The sequence below is a fragment of the Moraxella sp. CTOTU47579 genome (assembly GCF_032004885.1).
In the GTDB taxonomy this organism is placed as follows: Bacteria; Pseudomonadota; Gammaproteobacteria; order Pseudomonadales; family Moraxellaceae; genus Faucicola; species Faucicola tetraodonis.
The window spans coordinates 109,319-125,462 of sequence record NZ_DALZOJ010000003.1 but is presented as its reverse complement, the minus strand read 5'-3'; the positions used below and the strand labels follow the sequence as shown (position 1 = coordinate 125,462).

15 protein-coding genes and 2 tRNA genes are annotated in these 16,144 nt (G+C 44.5%); 10 read left to right on the top strand and 7 right to left on the bottom strand.

The genetic code is table 11. The annotated features are described in order from the left end of the window. Nucleotides 1–92: 92 nt before the first annotated feature. Nucleotides 93–1,865 carry a type IV pilus assembly ATPase TfpB gene (gene tfpB / locus RTP55_RS03100; protein ID WP_312384116.1) on the top strand — a complete coding sequence of 591 codons (1,773 nt, stop codon included), beginning with the start codon at nt 93–95 and terminating at the stop codon, nt 1,863–1,865. Between the two features lie 91 nt (nt 1,866–1,956). Here tfpB and RTP55_RS03095 read toward each other — a convergent pair. Both RTP55_RS03095 and RTP55_RS03090 read right to left on the bottom strand, forming a co-directional pair. Beyond that, nucleotides 1,957–2,043, bottom strand: a tRNA-Leu gene (locus RTP55_RS03095). A gap of 178 nt (nt 2,044–2,221) precedes the next feature. Further along, nucleotides 2,222–2,295 (bottom strand) — tRNA-Cys (locus tag RTP55_RS03090). 223 nt (nt 2,296–2,518) lie between these two features. Between RTP55_RS03090 and folD the strand changes: the two genes are divergently transcribed. The 7 genes from folD to RTP55_RS03055 all read left to right on the top strand — a co-directional run bounded on the left by folD (nt 2,519) and on the right by RTP55_RS03055 (nt 10,748). Continuing rightward, nucleotides 2,519–3,388 (top strand): bifunctional methylenetetrahydrofolate dehydrogenase/methenyltetrahydrofolate cyclohydrolase FolD, encoded by an 870-nt coding sequence (gene folD / locus RTP55_RS03085; RefSeq protein WP_036589930.1) that lies wholly within the window; start codon nt 2,519–2,521, stop codon nt 3,386–3,388. Between the two features lie 177 nt (nt 3,389–3,565). After that, the gene (locus RTP55_RS03080) at nt 3,566–4,249 is read left to right on the top strand and encodes a class I SAM-dependent methyltransferase (protein WP_062334721.1); all 684 of its coding nucleotides are present in this window, start codon (nt 3,566–3,568) and stop codon (nt 4,247–4,249) included. A 266-nt stretch (nt 4,250–4,515) separates the two neighbouring features. Further along, nucleotides 4,516–5,673 carry a beta-ketoacyl-ACP synthase III gene (locus RTP55_RS03075; RefSeq protein ID WP_312116334.1) on the top strand — a complete coding sequence of 386 codons (1,158 nt, stop codon included), beginning with the start codon at nt 4,516–4,518 and terminating at the stop codon, nt 5,671–5,673. A gap of 120 nt (nt 5,674–5,793) precedes the next feature. After that, nucleotides 5,794–6,888, top strand: a complete 1,095-nt coding sequence (gene prfA / locus RTP55_RS03070; RefSeq protein WP_203172078.1) for a peptide chain release factor 1 — start codon at nt 5,794–5,796, stop codon at nt 6,886–6,888. Nucleotide 6,889: 1 nt separating this feature from the next. Further along, entirely contained in the window at nt 6,890–7,573 is a 684-nt protein-coding gene (locus RTP55_RS03065) for a phospholipase D family protein (protein ID WP_076774067.1), read from the top strand. Between the two features lie 29 nt (nt 7,574–7,602). Beyond that, complete coding sequence (gene lysS / locus RTP55_RS03060) at nt 7,603–9,150, top strand: lysine--tRNA ligase (protein WP_312384113.1); 1,548 nt, start codon at nt 7,603–7,605, stop codon at nt 9,148–9,150. A 245-nt stretch (nt 9,151–9,395) separates the two neighbouring features. Then, nucleotides 9,396–10,748, top strand: coding sequence for a S1C family serine protease (locus tag RTP55_RS03055; RefSeq protein WP_312384112.1), 1,353 nt, complete (start codon nt 9,396–9,398; stop codon nt 10,746–10,748). An 86-nt stretch (nt 10,749–10,834) separates the two neighbouring features. On the opposite strand, the gene RTP55_RS03050 is transcribed toward RTP55_RS03055, so the two are convergent. Next, a complete protein-coding gene (locus RTP55_RS03050; protein ID WP_312384111.1) occupies nt 10,835–11,638 on the bottom strand; it encodes a pteridine reductase in 804 nt (267 codons plus the stop codon). Nucleotides 11,639–11,748: 110 nt separating this feature from the next. On the opposite strand from RTP55_RS03050, the gene RTP55_RS03045 reads away from it, so the two are divergent. Next, entirely contained in the window at nt 11,749–12,696 is a 948-nt protein-coding gene (locus RTP55_RS03045) for an alpha-glutamyl/putrescinyl thymine pyrophosphorylase clade 3 protein (protein ID WP_312384110.1), read from the top strand. 90 nt (nt 12,697–12,786) lie between these two features. On the opposite strand, the gene secB is transcribed toward RTP55_RS03045, so the two are convergent. The 4 genes from secB to rsgA all read right to left on the bottom strand — a co-directional run bounded on the left by secB (nt 12,787) and on the right by rsgA (nt 15,397). Then, nucleotides 12,787–13,218 carry a protein-export chaperone SecB gene (gene secB, locus RTP55_RS03040; RefSeq protein ID WP_050325070.1) on the bottom strand — a complete coding sequence of 144 codons (432 nt, stop codon included), beginning with the start codon at nt 13,216–13,218 and terminating at the stop codon, nt 12,787–12,789. A gap of 153 nt (nt 13,219–13,371) precedes the next feature. Next, nucleotides 13,372–13,632, bottom strand: a complete 261-nt coding sequence (gene grxC, locus RTP55_RS03035) for a glutaredoxin 3 (protein WP_036589920.1) — start codon at nt 13,630–13,632, stop codon at nt 13,372–13,374. Between the two features lie 134 nt (nt 13,633–13,766). Next, on the bottom strand, nt 13,767–14,195 hold the full coding sequence (locus RTP55_RS03030) for a rhodanese-like domain-containing protein (protein ID WP_007114958.1): 429 nt from the start codon (nt 14,193–14,195) through the stop codon (nt 13,767–13,769). 131 nt (nt 14,196–14,326) lie between these two features. Next, nucleotides 14,327–15,397 carry a ribosome small subunit-dependent GTPase A gene (gene rsgA, locus RTP55_RS03025; RefSeq protein WP_312384106.1) on the bottom strand — a complete coding sequence of 357 codons (1,071 nt, stop codon included), beginning with the start codon at nt 15,395–15,397 and terminating at the stop codon, nt 14,327–14,329. A gap of 183 nt (nt 15,398–15,580) precedes the next feature. On the opposite strand from rsgA, the gene orn reads away from it, so the two are divergent. Next, nucleotides 15,581–16,132: an oligoribonuclease gene (orn, locus tag RTP55_RS03020; protein WP_138017988.1), complete on the top strand. Its 552-nt coding sequence runs from the start codon at nt 15,581–15,583 to the stop codon at nt 16,130–16,132. Nucleotides 16,133–16,144: the final 12 nt, after the last annotated feature.

Here is a 16,144-nt window from a genome sequence, read left to right as displayed (position 1 = left end):
ACTCATTTTTATGATAATTTTAATCCTTTAACCCGATTGTCCCTAATTGACCCTAATTGCTATTCTATTGGCGCAATCGTTTTGGAAACCCTATGCTATCCCATGCTTTTTCAATGATAATTGATACCCGTTGGTGTCTTAATGAACTGCTAAAAGATGGCGTCATTGACCAACGTGATTATAATTTGGTGATGACCCATAACCGCAAAACCTTGCATCCCCTGCAAGTGATTGCAGGCTTTCATCTAGTCGATAAAACCACGCACATCGCGCTCAGTCTGGACCAGCTCAATCGCTGGTTGGCACAAAAAGCAGGCGTTGATTATGTACGTATTGACCCGCTGAAAACCGATGTGCCCTCAGTGACATCAATTATGTCATTTGAATATGCGCGCTCGCAGCACATTTTGCCAGTCGCCGTCACCCAAGATACGGTGGAAATCGGTACTGACCAGCCATTTTATCAAGATTGGCAGCTCAATATTGCGCATATCGTGTCGCCCAAAAAAATCAAAACCGTATTAATCAGTCCCGAGCAAATCAACCGCTATCGCCAAGAATTTTATCAAGTCACCAAAGCCATTGCCGGGGCAAACCATCAGCAAAAACGCGCGGATGCCGATATCACCAATGTCGAAGCATTATTACAACTGGGCAATGCCGCCAATATTGAAAATCCCGATGCCAATGACCAACACATCGTCAAAATTGTCGATTGGTTATTACAGTACGCCTTTGACCAGCGTGCCAGTGATATTCACTTAGAGCCGCGCCGAGATAAAAGCAACGTGCGTTTTCGTATCGATGGTATTTTGCATACCGTTTATCAAATGCCGACTGGAATTATGACCGCGGTAGTGGCTCGGATAAAAATTTTAGCAAGACTCAATGTCGCTGAAAAACGTAAACCGCAAGACGGACGGCTCAAAACCCGTACCCCCAAAGGTCAAGAAACCGAGCTGCGGTTATCGACACTCCCCACTGCGTTTGGCGAAAAATTGGTGATGCGGGTATTTGACCCCGAGGTACTGGTGCGCTCTTTTGAACAGTTGGGGCTCACAGGGCGGGATTTGCAAAAATGGGATGACATGACCCGTAAAGCCAATGGTATTATTTTGGTCACAGGTCCGACAGGCTCGGGTAAAACCACGACGCTGTACAGTACCCTCAAAAAACTGGCGACAGAAGAAGTCAATGTCTGTACCATCGAAGACCCCATTGAGATGGTGGAGCCGTCATTTAACCAAATGCAAATTCAAAATAACATTGATTTGACCTTTGCTGACGGTATTCGCTCATTGATGCGTCAAGACCCCGATATCATCATGATTGGCGAGATTCGCGATACCGAAACCGCAGAAATGGCGGTACAAGCCTCGCTAACTGGGCACTTGGTGTTATCGACTTTACATACCAATGATGCCCCCAGTTCGTTGACGAGGCTGCATGATTTGGGCGTGGCGCCGTTTTTAACCTCAGCGACCATTTTGGGCATCATGGCACAGCGTTTGGTGCGTACCCTTTGCCCACATTGTAAATCCAATAAGCCCATGAATGACATTGAGCAGCAGACATGGCAGGCGTTAGTCAGTCCTTGGAAAGCCGCCGCCCCAGATACCATCAATCATGCCGTTGGCTGTGAACACTGCCGTAACACTGGCTATCTTGGGCGAGTGGGATTGTATGAAATCATGGTGCTCAGTAATGCGCTTAAAAAATTGATTAGCGAAGGCGCTGACTTGTCGCAAATCGCGCAAAAAGCCTATCAAGATGGGTTGCAACCGTTAAGACTGGCAGGGGCAAAAAAGATTGCCGAAGGGGTGACGACGTTTGAAGAAGTGATGAGAGTGGTGCCATTAACTTAGGCAGCTAACCATTATTTGAAAGACAAAAAGTAAAAGTTAAAAAATAGCCGGCAACAAAAAAGCCTAAACGTAAAAGTTTAGGCTTAATCAATGGTGCCCGGGGCCGGACTTGAACCGGCACGCTCGTAAGAGCGAGGGATTTTAAATCCCTTGTGTCTACCAATTTCACCACCCGGGCAGGGTAGTCACAGCACTGACGCTTGGCGTCGTGTGGTGTCTGTGTCAGAAGTGGGTGCTATTATAATCAGTTTTGTTAACTTTGCAAGCAATTTTTTACGATATTTTTTCGCGTTTATTGCTGACTCATAATAACAAAACACCCATAATAATAAAACAATAGTACCGCAAAATGAAAATGGAGGCTGAGGCCGGAATCGAACCGGCGTCCGCGGATTTGCAATCCGATGCATGGCCACTGTGCTACCCAGCCATTTCATTTAGGTTTGCTATGATAGCAAAAATTTTTAAAAGTGCAAGGACTTTTTTAGCCATTTGAGCAATGTAATGAAGGATTGTGAAGGGTATTAGAGCGCTAAATTAGCGGTTAAACATTTTCAATGGATGTTATCACACCGCAAAATCGGTTAAAATAACGCAAATTTTTTGCTAACCGACTTTTTGTTGACCGATTCGTTATTGATTGAGGAACCACCATGACTGCGACAGTGTTAGATGGCAAAGCGTATGCCAAACAAATGGAAGCTGAACTTGCCGAGCGGGTTGCCAAGTTAAAACAAGACTCTGGACGCACGCCGATTTTGGCAACGATTTTGGTGGGTGATGACCCTGCCTCGGCAACTTATGTCAAAATGAAAGGCAATGCCTGTCAACGTGTGGGTATGGATTCTTTAAAAGTTGCCATGCCACAAGCCACCACCACCGAGCAACTATTGGCAAAAATTGCCGAGCTTAACAACAATCCAGACGTGCATGGGATTTTGCTACAACACCCTGTGCCCAGCCAAATTGATGAGCGTGCCTGTTTTGATGCCATTGCACTGGCAAAAGATGTGGATGGCGTGACTTGTTTAGGGTTTGGCAATATGGCGATGGGTGAGCCTGCGTATGGTTCTTGCACCCCGCAAGGTATTATGTATTTATTAGAGAAAAACGGCGTTGAGCTTGCTGGTAAGCATGCGGTGGTCGTAGGTCGTAGCGCGATTTTGGGTAAACCGATGGCGATGATGCTATTAAACGCCAACTGTACCGTGACCATTTGCCACTCACGTACCCAGAATTTGGCAGAATTGGTCAAACAAGCGGATATCGTGGTGGGTGCTGTGGGCAAACCAGAACTTATCAAAAAAGATTGGATTAAATCGGGCGCTGTTGTGGTCGATGCAGGGTTTCATCCGCGTACCCATGCGGATGGTACGAGCGGTGGCGTGGGTGATATTGAGCTGACAGGTATCGAAGCTATTGCCTCAAGCTATACCCCAGTGCCCGGTGGCGTAGGTCCAATGACCATCAATACACTCATCCGTCAAACGGTAGAAGCGGCAGAAAAAGCAGCAGCAAAATAATGGGTTTGAATTAAAAAAGGAAGTGTTTAAAGCTTCCTTTTTTTGTGCATTTTTTTTGTATTCATTTTTTCACTATGACTCATGACTGGAAATCTTTACGTGACTGATGCTGAAACTTCCGCTTATAAAACGTCCCCCTATAAAACTTCAACGCCATCAAATGCTTCTGACGCGTCAATCGTTTTTCATCGACTGATTACCGCATTGCAGCAAGTGTTGCCTAGCGCTAATCTTGCCAAGACATATGTGCCGTTACTATCTAAGCCGAATCAACCTTTTTATTTATGGCTCATTGATGCAGATTTTTGTCATGAAGATTTGACGCCAACGGTGATAGAAAATCTGTGGAATAATTGTCCATATTGGGTGTTTGCATGGGCGTCAGGGCAAGTGTTGGCGCAGTATATTTTGCAGCAGCCACAGATGGTGCGCAATAAAGTGGTGATGGATTTTGGCGCAGGGTCGGGGATTGTCGGTATTGCCGCAAAAATGGCCGGTGCCAAACGAGTCATTTGCTGTGATATCGATAGCGTGAGCCTAACTAGCTGCCAAGCCAATGCGCAATTAAATGGGGTAACGGCTGAGCTGCTAGATAATTTATTCGAGTTAAAACAGCAATTTGGCATGGATAAAGTCGATGTGCTGTTGGTCGCGGATGTGCTGTATGACAAAGCCAATTTGCCATTATTAGATGTGTTCTTACAATACGCGCATGAGGTTTGGGTCGCTGATAGCCGCGTCAAAAACTTTGCTCACCCGCGCTACCACAAGGTAACGACGTTAGATAACACAACCACTTTGCCCGATATGGACGAAGCCAAGCAGTTTAACCAAGTAGTGCTTTATCGCAGCACCGATTGACCCAGACAGTAGCAGGGATACAGTAGTATGGAGTGTATGTTCGCAAAAAACCCTCGCCTTTGTTTTCTGTACCTTTAAGGCTATGAAATAATTTGTAACATAGTTATCGCATTATCGCTATTTTCAAGGCATAATAAGCCACACCCCTATTTTTAATCATCTGTTTGTTCAATACCATCCCCGATGGCATGCATCGCGGCATTATTATTGATAACAACAGCTAGATGATTACCTTGCCGTTTTACGTTTAGAAAAGGAATCCTAATATGAGTATTTGTATCACTGCCACAGGATTATACACCCCGCCTTACAGCATCAGTAACGAAGAGTTGGTCACTACTTTTAACCAATACGTTGACAACTATAATGCCAAAAATGCCGATGCCATCACCCGTGGTGAGAAGACGGCACTCGTGCATTCGACGGCTGAATTTATCGAAAAAGCCTCAGGTATCAAATCTCGCTATGTGATGGAAAAAGACGGAATTTTAAATCCAGATATCATGGCGCCTGTGATTCCTTATCGCAAGCTTGGCGAAGAGATGTCCATCATGGCAGAAATGGGTCTAGATGCACTCAAACAAGCACTGGACAATGCAGGTCTACAAGGTAAAGACTTAGACGGCATTATTGTTGCTTGTTCAAACTTTCAGCGCGTGTATCCTGCCATCGCCATCGAAATCCAACAATACATTGGTATGCAAGGCGGTTTTGGCTTTGATATGAACGTCGCCTGTAGCGCAGCAACCTTTGGTATCGCCCAAGCGGTCGGTCTGATTAAAGCTGGCACTGCCAAACGTGTCGCTATGGTCAATATCGAAATCACCTCAGCGCACCTCAACTGGCGCAACCGTGACAGCCACTTTATCTTTGGCGATGTGGCAACCGCGACGATTATCGAAGAGATTGACGAAAAAACAGCCACACCCAAAGGCTATGAAATTTTAGATAGTCATCTGTTTACCCAGTTTTCAACCAATATTAAAAATGAATACGGCTTTTTGGATCGCAGTGAATTCTTAGCCGCTGGCACACCGATGTATCCTGATATCGACGCACCTGTGACCGACAAATTGTTCTTGCAAGAAGGTCGCAAAGTATTTCGTGAAGTATGTCCTGCCGTGTCCAATTTAATCCTTGAACTGCTCCATAAAAACCACATTGAGCCCAAACAGCTCAAAAAAATGTGGCTGCACCAAGCCAATGCCAACATGATTGATTTGATTTTACGCACCGTATTGGGCAAAGAAGCGGATAAGTCGATTGCGCCTATGGTACTGGCGGAATATGCCAATACCAGCTCAGCCAGCCCTATGATTGTGTTTCACAAGCACCAAGAAAATATGCAGTCAGGTGATTTGAGTGTGATTTGCTCGTTTGGCGCAGGTTACTCAATTGGGGGTGTGTTGGTCAAAAAAGTCTAAGCTTTTTATTGTCTCTCACGAAACCCATGCAAATCCCCCCAAAATGTGGCAAAATATCCGATTATTTTGCCATTTTTATTTTTAAGCCCTAAATTAAGCCAAAACTTTTAAGCCATCATTATGAAAGAATCCTTACGTTTTCGCCTTGACCAAATGTCTGACCGTTTCGAAGAAGTCACCGCCATGCTGTCTGAGCCAGAAACCATGAATGACAACAAAAAATTCCGTGAATTATCGGTTGAGCACAGTGATTTATCCGCATTGGTCGATGTCTGGGGCAAATACCGCCAAGCGGAAGAAGATTTGGCAACCGCTGAAGAAATGCTGTCAGATTCAACGGGCGATGGCGACATGAAAGAAATGGCGCAAGAAGAAATCCAAGCCGCCAAAGACACCATCAATGAGCTTGAAGACGTGCTCAATGTGATGATGCTGCCTAAAGACCCGAATGATAAAGTGCCTGCCTTCTTGGAGATTCGAGCAGGGACGGGCGGCGATGAAGCGGCAATTTTTAGCGGGGATTTGTTCCGTATGTATGAGCGTTATGCGGCAACCCAAGGTTGGACAGTGGAAGTATTGTCCGAGAATGAAGGTGAGCATGGCGGCTATAAAGAAATCATCAGCCGTGTATCGGGCACGGGCGTATATGGGCGCTTAAAATTTGAGTCGGGCGCACACCGGGTGCAACGGGTGCCAGAGACTGAAAGCCAAGGACGGGTGCATACTTCGGCTTGCACGGTCGCGGTGATGCCAGAGATTGAAATTGATGATACCGTAGATATCAACCCTGCCGACTTGCGTATCGATACTTATCGTGCCAGTGGGGCAGGTGGTCAGCATATCAATAAAACCGACTCTGCGGTGCGTATCACCCATATTCCAACAGGCACGGTGGTTGAATGTCAGCAAGAGCGTAGCCAACACGCCAACCGCGATAAAGCCATGAAAATGCTGGTATCCAAAATTCAGCAAGAAAAAGTACAAAAACAAATCGATGCGTCAAGCGATATGCGTCGCAATTTGGTCGGTAGTGGTGATCGCTCGGAGCGCATTCGCACTTATAATTTTCCCCAAGGGCGGATGACCGACCACCGTATTAATTTAACCTTGTACAAACTCGATGCCATTATGCAGGGTGACTTAGATGAGCTTCTCGACAGCCTACTGCGTGAGCACCAAGCTGACTTGATGGCATCGGTGAGTGGGGAAGAATAAGATGGCAAAATTTTTAAATACCAGTGGTACTACTTACCATTTGGAAGAACTCATCAAAAAGTCATCTGACCGTTTAATTTTAATTAGCCCTTATCTTAAATTAAATGAACGAATTAAAGAGTTACTTGAAGATAAAAATCGTTTAAAAATTGATATTCGTATCGTATATGGTAAGAGCGACTTGCAACCTGAAGAAATTAATTGGCTCAAAAATTTAACGTTCATTCGAACCAGTTTTTGCAAAAATTTGCATGCCAAATGCTACATGAACGAGAATGAATGCATTATCACAAGTTTAAATTTATATGAATTTAGCCAAATCAATAACAATGAAATGGGCATTTTAATCGCTCGTGATGCAGATAATCAGCTATATAGCGATGCATATGAAGAAGCACAGCGTATTATTCGTATTAGTGAAGAAGTGAGAATGTCAGTTGACAAGGTAAATGAAATGTCAACGACATCAGAAAATAAAGAGTATGGCAAAATAACGATTGCTAAATTAGCGAGTCAGTTGGGTATGAAAACCCCAGAACTCTCTGCCAAAATGATTGAAAATGGTTATTTACAAGAAATTGCAGGCGAATTGCGTTTGACTCAACTTGGTAGTGAAAAGGGTGGTGAAGAAAAACGCGGCAAGTTCGGTATTTTTACCATTTGGCATAAAAATTTTAACTTTTGATAGCGTAACTAAAATTGTGGGAAAACATCATGTCACAGCAAAACCAAACTGAAAATGCAGCAACCGAAGCGCATGTGGAAGACATCCAAGACGTCAACGAACTTATCAAACAACGTCACAGCAAACTTGATTTAATCAAACAAGCAGGCAAAAACCCTTACCCAAACCAATTCAAACGCAAAGAATACGCCCAAGACTTGCAGCAGCAATTTGCTGATAAAGACAAAGAAGCATTGGCAAACAGCGATAAAGTCATGGTGACAGTCGCCGGTCGTATCATGCTCAAACGGGTGATGGGTAAAGCCAGCTTTGTGACCATTGCCGACATGACAGGTCGTATCCAAGCCTATGTCAGCAAAAACGACTTGGGCGAAGAGATTTATAATGACTTTAAAACATGGGATATCGGAGACATTATTGGTGTGACAGGGTATGTATTTCGAACCAACACCGGTGAATTATCTGTGCATGCTACCGAAGTACAATTATTGACCAAATCATTACGCCCACTACCAGACAAATTCCATGGGTTAAGCGATACGGAGGCTCGCTATCGTAGCCGTCATCTTGACCTGATGACCAATGAAGACAGCCGTAACGCCTTTATTATCCGTAGTAAAGTCATTGCAGGGATTCGTGAGTATATGCTTAACGAGCGTTACATGGAAGTTGAAACCCCGATGATGCACGTCATCCCAGGGGGCGCTGTGGCTCGCCCATTTGTCACCCATCATAATGCGCTTGATATGCCGCTTTTTTTACGCATTGCGCCAGAGCTGTATTTAAAACGTCTAGTCGTGGGTGGTTTTGAGCGTGTGTTTGAAATTAACCGTAATTTTCGTAACGAAGGGGTGTCGGCGCGTCACAACCCAGAATTTACCATGATTGAGTTTTATCAAGCGTATGCCGATTACGAAGATTTGATGAAACTAACCGAAAATATGTTTGAAAAACTGGCAAACGATATTTTAGGTACCACAGAGATTGATTATCAAGGTGAAGCAATTAGTTTTAAAGCACCTTTTGAACGCTTGCCAATGACCAAAGCGATTGAAAAATACGCGGATAATTTTGACATGAGCAAAATCGCAGACCGTGATTATCTAGCGGATTATGCCAAAAATGTACTCAAACAAGACGTTAAAGATATCTTTGGGATTGGCAAACTGCAAACCATTATCTTTGAAGAAACCGCAGAAACCAAACTGCGTCAACCAACCTTCGTCACAGAATATCCTGCCGAAACCTCACCGCTAGCACGCCGTAACGATGACAACAGCGAAATTACTGACCGTTTTGAACTGTTTATCGGCGGGCGTGAGATTGCCAACGGCTTTAGCGAGCTCAATGACCCAATCGACCAAGCCGAGCGGTTTAAACAACAAGTGGCTGAGAAAGACGCAGGCGATGATGAAGCGATGCATTATGATGCAGAGTTTATCGAAGCATTGTCCTATGGCTTGCCACCGACTGCAGGCGAGGGCATCGGTATTGACCGTTTAGTGATGTTATTTACCAATGCACCAAGTATTCGTGATGTGATTTTGTTTCCGCATATGCGTCGTAAAGACGTCTGAAAAATTCCAATACAGCGTTAATATAGCGATAGCTTTCAAAACCGCAGTCATTATTGTGACTGCGGTTTTTTATGATAATCCAGTCATCATTGAATACAATAATGAAGCCCGTAATATCAAAGATATCTTTTGAAACAAAACTAATAAAAAATCGGCTCAACTCACTAAATAATCAATGTTAGACTAAACTGTATTTTTCGCTCAAACCCGTCTATTTTCTGACCTATCGTTGAGAAACGTTGACTATGACAGACCCCCGTTCAGACAAGCCTTTGGAAACCCCACCTGTTTTGCCGCCTACTTATCGTAAACCTAACAAATTTACTCTAATACTACCCTGGATTTTGTTACTGCTAGTGCTGTTGGCGGGTTTGTGGATGATGACCAAGCCACAGCTGCCTTGGCAAAAAAATCAAGCAGTGGTAGCCAGTCAGCCCGGTTGGCAGCCGCCGAAATCTGAGCCTGTCGATACCAAAAAACTCGGTGACAATCCAAATGCTGCGGTGGCATCTTATCACAATGCTGTCGCTGTCGCTGCCCAGTCAGTCGTCAATATCTATACCACGCAAAAAATCGAGGAGCATCCCTATATGAATGACCCGATGATGCGCCGCTATTTTGAATATCACGGTATCCCTAATGGCGAAAGCGATAATACCAATTTAGGCTCGGGGGTTATTATTTCGCAAGATGGCTATATTGTCACCAACTCGCATGTGATTTCTAAAGCCGATAACATTATCGTGATGCTCAATGATGGTCGCAAGGCAACGGCAAAAGTCATCGGCAACGATGTGGAAAGTGATTTGGCGGTGATTAAGGTTGATTTGACAGGGCTGAAACCCTTAGGATTTCGTGAACAGTCGACCCAAGTGGGCGATGTGGTGTTGGCAATTGGCAACCCGTTTGGGGTCGGTCAAACCGTCACCCAAGGTATTATCTCGGCAACGGGGCGCACGGGACTGGGTATCAACACGGTGGAAGATTTTATCCAAACCGATGCCGCTATCAATCCCGGTAACTCAGGGGGTGCGCTGGTCGATGCTTATGGTCAGCTGGTTGGTATCAACACCGCGATTTTTTCACGCTCGGGCGGCTCGATGGGGATTGGATTTGCGATTCCTACCGAGATTGTTAAGCTTGTGATGAATGGCATTATTAAAAATGGTAAAGTGCACCGCGGCTGGCTTGGGATTGAATTACAAAGTTCGATGAAAGACCCAACCAAACTCAGTGATGACACGCAGGGCGTTGAAGTGATGAACGTGATGCGTGATGGTCCTGCTGCCAAAGCGGGCTTGCAAAAAGGGGATATCATCACCGCAATGGATAATAAACCTGTCAATGATGCCAATACACTGATTCAAATGGTCGCACGTAAAGCCCCCAACAGTGTGGTTAATCTACAAGTGATGCGTAATAAAGCGCAAAGCAGCGTCAATGTGACCCTAGGTGAAAGACAACCCCAAGAGGCTTTGACCGAGCTACCCACGTCACAAAACTTTGACCAAAACAATGACAGCGCTAATCAAAATGGCGCCAGCAATGAGGATGACATTCCAGCAGAATTAATGGAATTACTCAAAAAACATCATTAAACGTTATTCAAAACTTCAAAAGTTTGATGCGCTGCGGTTAGTCAGGTGCTTTACTTGCTCTGGCTGCCGGCTGTGATTAGCTGTTTTCATTGCCTGCTTTCGTTACCCGCTAAGGTCAAACTACGACCGCCATCCACGGCAATAATCTGCCCTGTGATATACGGGGCAGCTGCCAAAAATACCGCCACTTGCGCGATATCTTGCGGTGTGCCAATTCTTTTTAACGGTACGGCATGGCAGATTTTTTCAATCGTTTGGGCGGTGAGCGCTTGCTCAGAGCCCTCCATGGGTAAAATGTTAATACCCGGCGCGATACCATTGACGCGAATATCGGGCGCTAGTTCGATTGCTAGCGACTGCACCATCATTTGGTGCGCGGCTTTTGCCATGTTATAGACTGTATAACCCCCAAATGGCTTGCCATTGGCGTGAATGTCCAAAATGCTTATAATGCAGCCTTGCGATTTTTTTAGATAAGGGTATAAATATTGGCTGATAAATAACGGGGTTTGCGCATTGGTCAAAAATAAATTTTGCCAGTCTTGCTGAGAGATTTGACCAAAGGGCGTCGGGTAAAAGCGTGAGGCATTATGAACCAAACAATCCAATCGACCAAAACTGTTGATTATGCGCCAAGTCAATTGTGGCAACGTTTCAAAGTTCTCTAAATCCCCTTGCACGCTTTTTGCTGACTGTGGGCGAATGGCATTACAGTAATTAACAAGTTCGATGGCTTCTGATTCACTGGTATGGTAATGGATAATGATATTATAATTGGCTTGGTGCAGTGCCAGCACAAGCGCCCGACCAATTCGTTTGGCGCCACCTGTGACACACGCCACACGGCACGGATTGGATACTTCGCTCATCGCGGCTGGATTCAACATCATTTGCTACCTATGTCTATTTGATTAAGCGTTTATTTGATTAATCGGTTTGTCGTTTTAATCATTCATGCTTTAATCCATATGAGCCCAATTGGTTGGGATTGGAAAACCCCATGATTATCACACACCTTGAACGAGCGACACAACTTTATCAAGCGCTGCAGGATTATCAGCAAAGCACCCATGCCTTTAGCCAGACGTCACAGCGGCAATTGACCGCTTTTGCTAATCATTTGGTCGCTAGCGAACGGCAAGCACAGTATTTGACCGCGTTAGCCAAGCGTACACTAGTTACCCCCACTTATTGGTCAACGCAGCGAGCCAATCCCAATAGCGCGTTTTTTGACCCTGTCAAAGCCATATTATATTGGCAAAGTATCGATATCGCCGAGTCGCTTTGGTTGGCTTTTTTACTCATTCATGTCGGTGATAGCCCACAGTTACAGGGCAACCGTCAATCTCAATGGCAATATTTACGCCTGTTGTATGGCAATTTTAGTGGTGCTGACGAACCTAGTAAACCCTTACTAAGTTGGGCAACGATGACCGCCAACCCTCAAGTAATCGTAGAGTGGGTTCGTGAGTGTCAAAGTCATCAAATAAGCTTTAAATTCGGTAAACATCGCAAATATGAGTCAATCAAACAGCTGCCCCAAGTAGTGGATAGTTACGGGCATTGGCTTGCTGATATAGGTGGGGTAGCAAATTTAACCAATGGAGGGATACAACAAGATTTGAGCGCTGAACAACGCTTTGCCCACTGGTATAAAACCCTAAACATCTATCGATTTGGACGATTAGCCAAATTTGAGTTTTTATCGCTACTTGGCTATCTTAAAGTTTTAGCCATCAAAGCCGATCACTGCTATTTGACTAAAGCCACAGGCCCAAAACGTGGCGCAAAATTGCTATTTGGTCATTACACCACAGACCCTCAGTTAGAGCGTTTGGCGGTACAAACGGCAGAGGCAATTGGGGTTGACTATGCTGTATTTGAAGCAGCGTTATGTCATTGGCAAGCATCACCAAATGGCGCACCAAGTCCTAACGATTTACCTTAAATTTACATAAAAAAAGAGCAGGGCTTAGCCTGCTCTTAATTTTTGACACTTAAAAATTAGTTAGCTTTAAAATAGTTAACTTTAAAAAAATTAGTTACCTTGCTCAAGCGTTTGTTGATAGGCTTGGTCAAAATTGACTGGCGCAAGTAACAATTGTGGGAAACTACCACGGGTCACAATGTCACTGACCACTTCACGGGCATAAGGGAACAATACGTTTGGACAATACGCACCTAAAATTGCGCCCAATTGTTCTTCAGGGATATTTTGCAACATAAAGATGCCCGCTTGGTGTACTTCTGCGATAAACGCGGTTTCCCCACCGTTATTGGCAGTCACATTAACGGTTAATATTACTTGGTAGTGGTCATCGTCCAATTTTTCAGCGGCACTTGATAGGTTGATATCAAGCTCTGGTTGCCATTCACGGGTAAATACCTCTGCACCCGGTACTTCTAATGACATATCTTTAACATAGATACGTTCTAGCGCCAGTTGTGGTAAGTTTTGTTCGTCTGCCATGATAGTGTCCTCAATTAACTGTTTTTACGGGAATTATAACAATATGACAGCTTTAAATTTTTCTAAAAACTAGTCTAAAAACTATCAACTGTATTTATAATGGGCATTATTTATCTAGTAAAGTTCTAGTAAATTTTTTTAATCTGCGAACGATTAATCCGCTAATAAACCATCAAGTTTGCCTTGACGCTCAAGACCAGCGAGTTGGTCATAACCACCAATGAAATTATCACCAATAAAAATTTGCGGTACTGTGCGATAATTATTGGTTTTTTGCGCCAATGCCTGACGTTCTTCTGTGGTCACATCATACATGTTAACTTCTTCAAATGCTTGACCTTTGTTTTTTAATAGCATTTTAGCTTGCATACAGTAGGGGCAAGTCGGTGTGGTATAAATTTTCACCATAGCCATAACAATCTCCTTATTTCTGGATTTTTTAAAATGGGTTAAAAGCTTATTATCAGATACCGATGAGATAATAAAGCGTTATTGATGGTTATGGGGCTTGGCGATTCAAATTTCAAATTGTGAACAGCCAACCAGTCTTATTTGGTTTTGCCGGACACGGTTTTTTCTACCACTAAAGGTAAACCTGCGGCTTGCCAATTGGTAATACCACCATCGAGACGATAAACGTTGTCGTTACCAATCATTGCCACTGCGGTACCTGCAGTCATACCCATTTGGCAAACGATGATAATAGGATGGTCAGCACTACGAAGTGCGTCAACGTGATCTTTTAGCTCAGTAAACGGGATATTGCGGCTGCCTTTGATATAGCCTTTTTCAAAATCTTTTCGTGGGCGGATATCAATCAGCTGAGCGTTTTGGTTGTTAACCATCAAGCCCACTGCATTTGGATTGATTTTTTTGCCGCCGCGTTTGTTCTCAAGCATAAAAAATAGCACAATTAGCACAAACATGGTGCCAAATAAAAATGGGTGATGACCCATAAACTCAAACCAACGTTCCAAGATATCCTCCACAGGGGCATTGCTTCAAAATTATCGTTTGATTGCCCATAAAAAATTGACTGTATTATAACGGTAGTTGTCAATTTTAAGAAACTTTTATTTAGTCTAATATTTAGTCTAAAATCGCAAGCTTAAAAATCCTGCGAGGCCGCTTCTTGTTGCAGGAGTACCAAATTCTCCACCCGCCTTGCTAGCACCTGTCCGTCTGCTACTGCCTGCCACATCGCACAATTGGGCGTGGACTCGGTATGTTTGCAATCGCGAAAACGGCAGTAGGGGGCAAGCGGCGCAAGCTCGATAAAGCCTTGTAAAATATCATCAGGGGTCAAATGCCAAAGCCCATATTCGCGAATACCGGGCGTATCAATAATGGCACCTTTGCTGAGCGCCATCGGGTCAAACGCTAAAAATCGGCTGGTAGTGGTGGTATGTTGACCCAACTGTGAAATGGTTGAAATTTCATTGACTGATTGTCCCGCGGCAGGCAATAACTGATTGACCAAGCTGCTTTTACCAACCCCTGATTGACCAGCAAAAATCACATTCTTGCCGGCAACGGTGTTTTTTAGGTGGGTTAAGTCACCACTCGATTGGGTCACCAAGGTGGCGTAGCCAAGCTGTTGATAGGCTGACAGTAGCTCTGTCACCTCGCTATGACTACCATCTGCCAACAAATCGGCTTTATTTAAAATCAGTAATGGCGTGATGTCTGAGTGATGGCAAGCCACCAAATACCGATCAATCAGCTGGGCAGACGGCAGCGGCAGCGGCGCAAATACGACTGCTAAAATATCGACATTGGCGGCGATGGGTTTGAGCTTGTGGTAACGGTCAGGGCGGTAGATGATGCTTTGTCTATCATAAATCGCTTCAATGCGTCCAAGCCCTGTATTTGGGTCAGCGACAAAGCGGACTTTATCCCCAGTGGCAATCAGTGGCAAGTTGGTACGGGTGTGACAACGCCAAACACTGTGCAGGGTGATGGGTTGCCAAAACGGCTCTGGCTCGTCAGCGGCGACAATCGGTTTTTCAGGCAGGGTTTGCGGTAGGCTAGTGGCTTGGACTTCAAGCTGCTTGCCAAAGTTTGCGACAACAATGCCATCCATCAGCTGGGCATCGTCCAGCACTTGCTGGGATTTTTGCTGTTTTTGGATGCGGCGGGTTTGCTGGTCAGTGAGTTTACGTTTACGGATTAACGCCATACGCTATCTACTACCTCAGCCACTAGGGGATTTTTTACCATACTAACACCTTATAAAATTTTACAATACTTTTGGACTCGCTACATGGGCAGGCATGAGCAATCGCCAACAAAACCGATATTTTACCTGTAAAATCTGCTAAGATGGCGGATTATTTGTTAAAGCGTATGAAAAGGCAGCAGTATGGCGGTTGATAAAAAACATCTGATTTGGATTGACCTTGAGATGACAGGTCTAGATACCCTCAACGATACCATCATCGAGATAGCGACGATAGTGACTGACAGTGAACTCAATATCCTAGCCGAAGGTCCTGTGTTTGCCATCCATACGCCTGACATCGTGCTCAACAGCATGGATGATTGGAACACGCGCCAACATGGGCAATCGGGACTGATTGACCGTATTCGCCGTAGTAATGTGACGATGGCTCAAGCAGAAAGCGAAACCATTGCATTTTTGAGTAAATATGTCGAATCAGGACGCTCACCGATGTGTGGCAATTCGATTTGCCAAGACAGACGGTTTTTGGCACGTCAAATGCCAACGCTTGAGCGGTTTTTTCATTACCGCAACTTAGATGTGTCAACGGTCAAAGAGCTGGCTTATCGCTGGCGCCCCGATATTTTGTCAAGCTTTGAGAAAAAAGGAAATCATTTGGCACTTGATGATATCCGTGATTCGATTCGTGAACTGCGCCACTATAAAGCGCATTTTTTTAAATTTATTGGTTAACAGTAAAATTTT

Bases quoted from the DNA above. Each gene is read 5' to 3' on its own strand.
- grxC (WP_036589920.1), bottom strand. From the start codon at position 13,632: ATGGCTATGGTGAAAATTTATACCACACCGACTTGCCCCTACTGTATG.
- RTP55_RS03065 (WP_076774067.1), top strand. From the start codon at position 6,890: ATGGCAAAATTTTTAAATACCAGTGGTACTACTTACCATTTGGAAGAA.
- secB (WP_050325070.1), bottom strand. From the start codon at position 13,218: ATGGCAGACGAACAAAACTTACCACAACTGGCGCTAGAACGTATCTAT.
- tfpB (WP_312384116.1), top strand. From the start codon at position 93: ATGCTATCCCATGCTTTTTCAATGATAATTGATACCCGTTGGTGTCTT.
- RTP55_RS03055 (WP_312384112.1), top strand. From the start codon at position 9,396: ATGACAGACCCCCGTTCAGACAAGCCTTTGGAAACCCCACCTGTTTTG.
- folD (WP_036589930.1), top strand. From the start codon at position 2,519: ATGACTGCGACAGTGTTAGATGGCAAAGCGTATGCCAAACAAATGGAA.
- RTP55_RS03075 (WP_312116334.1), top strand. From the start codon at position 4,516: ATGAGTATTTGTATCACTGCCACAGGATTATACACCCCGCCTTACAGC.
- lysS (WP_312384113.1), top strand. From the start codon at position 7,603: ATGTCACAGCAAAACCAAACTGAAAATGCAGCAACCGAAGCGCATGTG.
- prfA (WP_203172078.1), top strand. From the start codon at position 5,794: ATGAAAGAATCCTTACGTTTTCGCCTTGACCAAATGTCTGACCGTTTC.
- RTP55_RS03050 (WP_312384111.1), bottom strand. From the start codon at position 11,638: ATGATGTTGAATCCAGCCGCGATGAGCGAAGTATCCAATCCGTGCCGT.
- RTP55_RS03045 (WP_312384110.1), top strand. From the start codon at position 11,749: ATGATTATCACACACCTTGAACGAGCGACACAACTTTATCAAGCGCTG.
- rsgA (WP_312384106.1), bottom strand. From the start codon at position 15,397: ATGGCGTTAATCCGTAAACGTAAACTCACTGACCAGCAAACCCGCCGC.
- orn (WP_138017988.1), top strand. From the start codon at position 15,581: ATGGCGGTTGATAAAAAACATCTGATTTGGATTGACCTTGAGATGACA.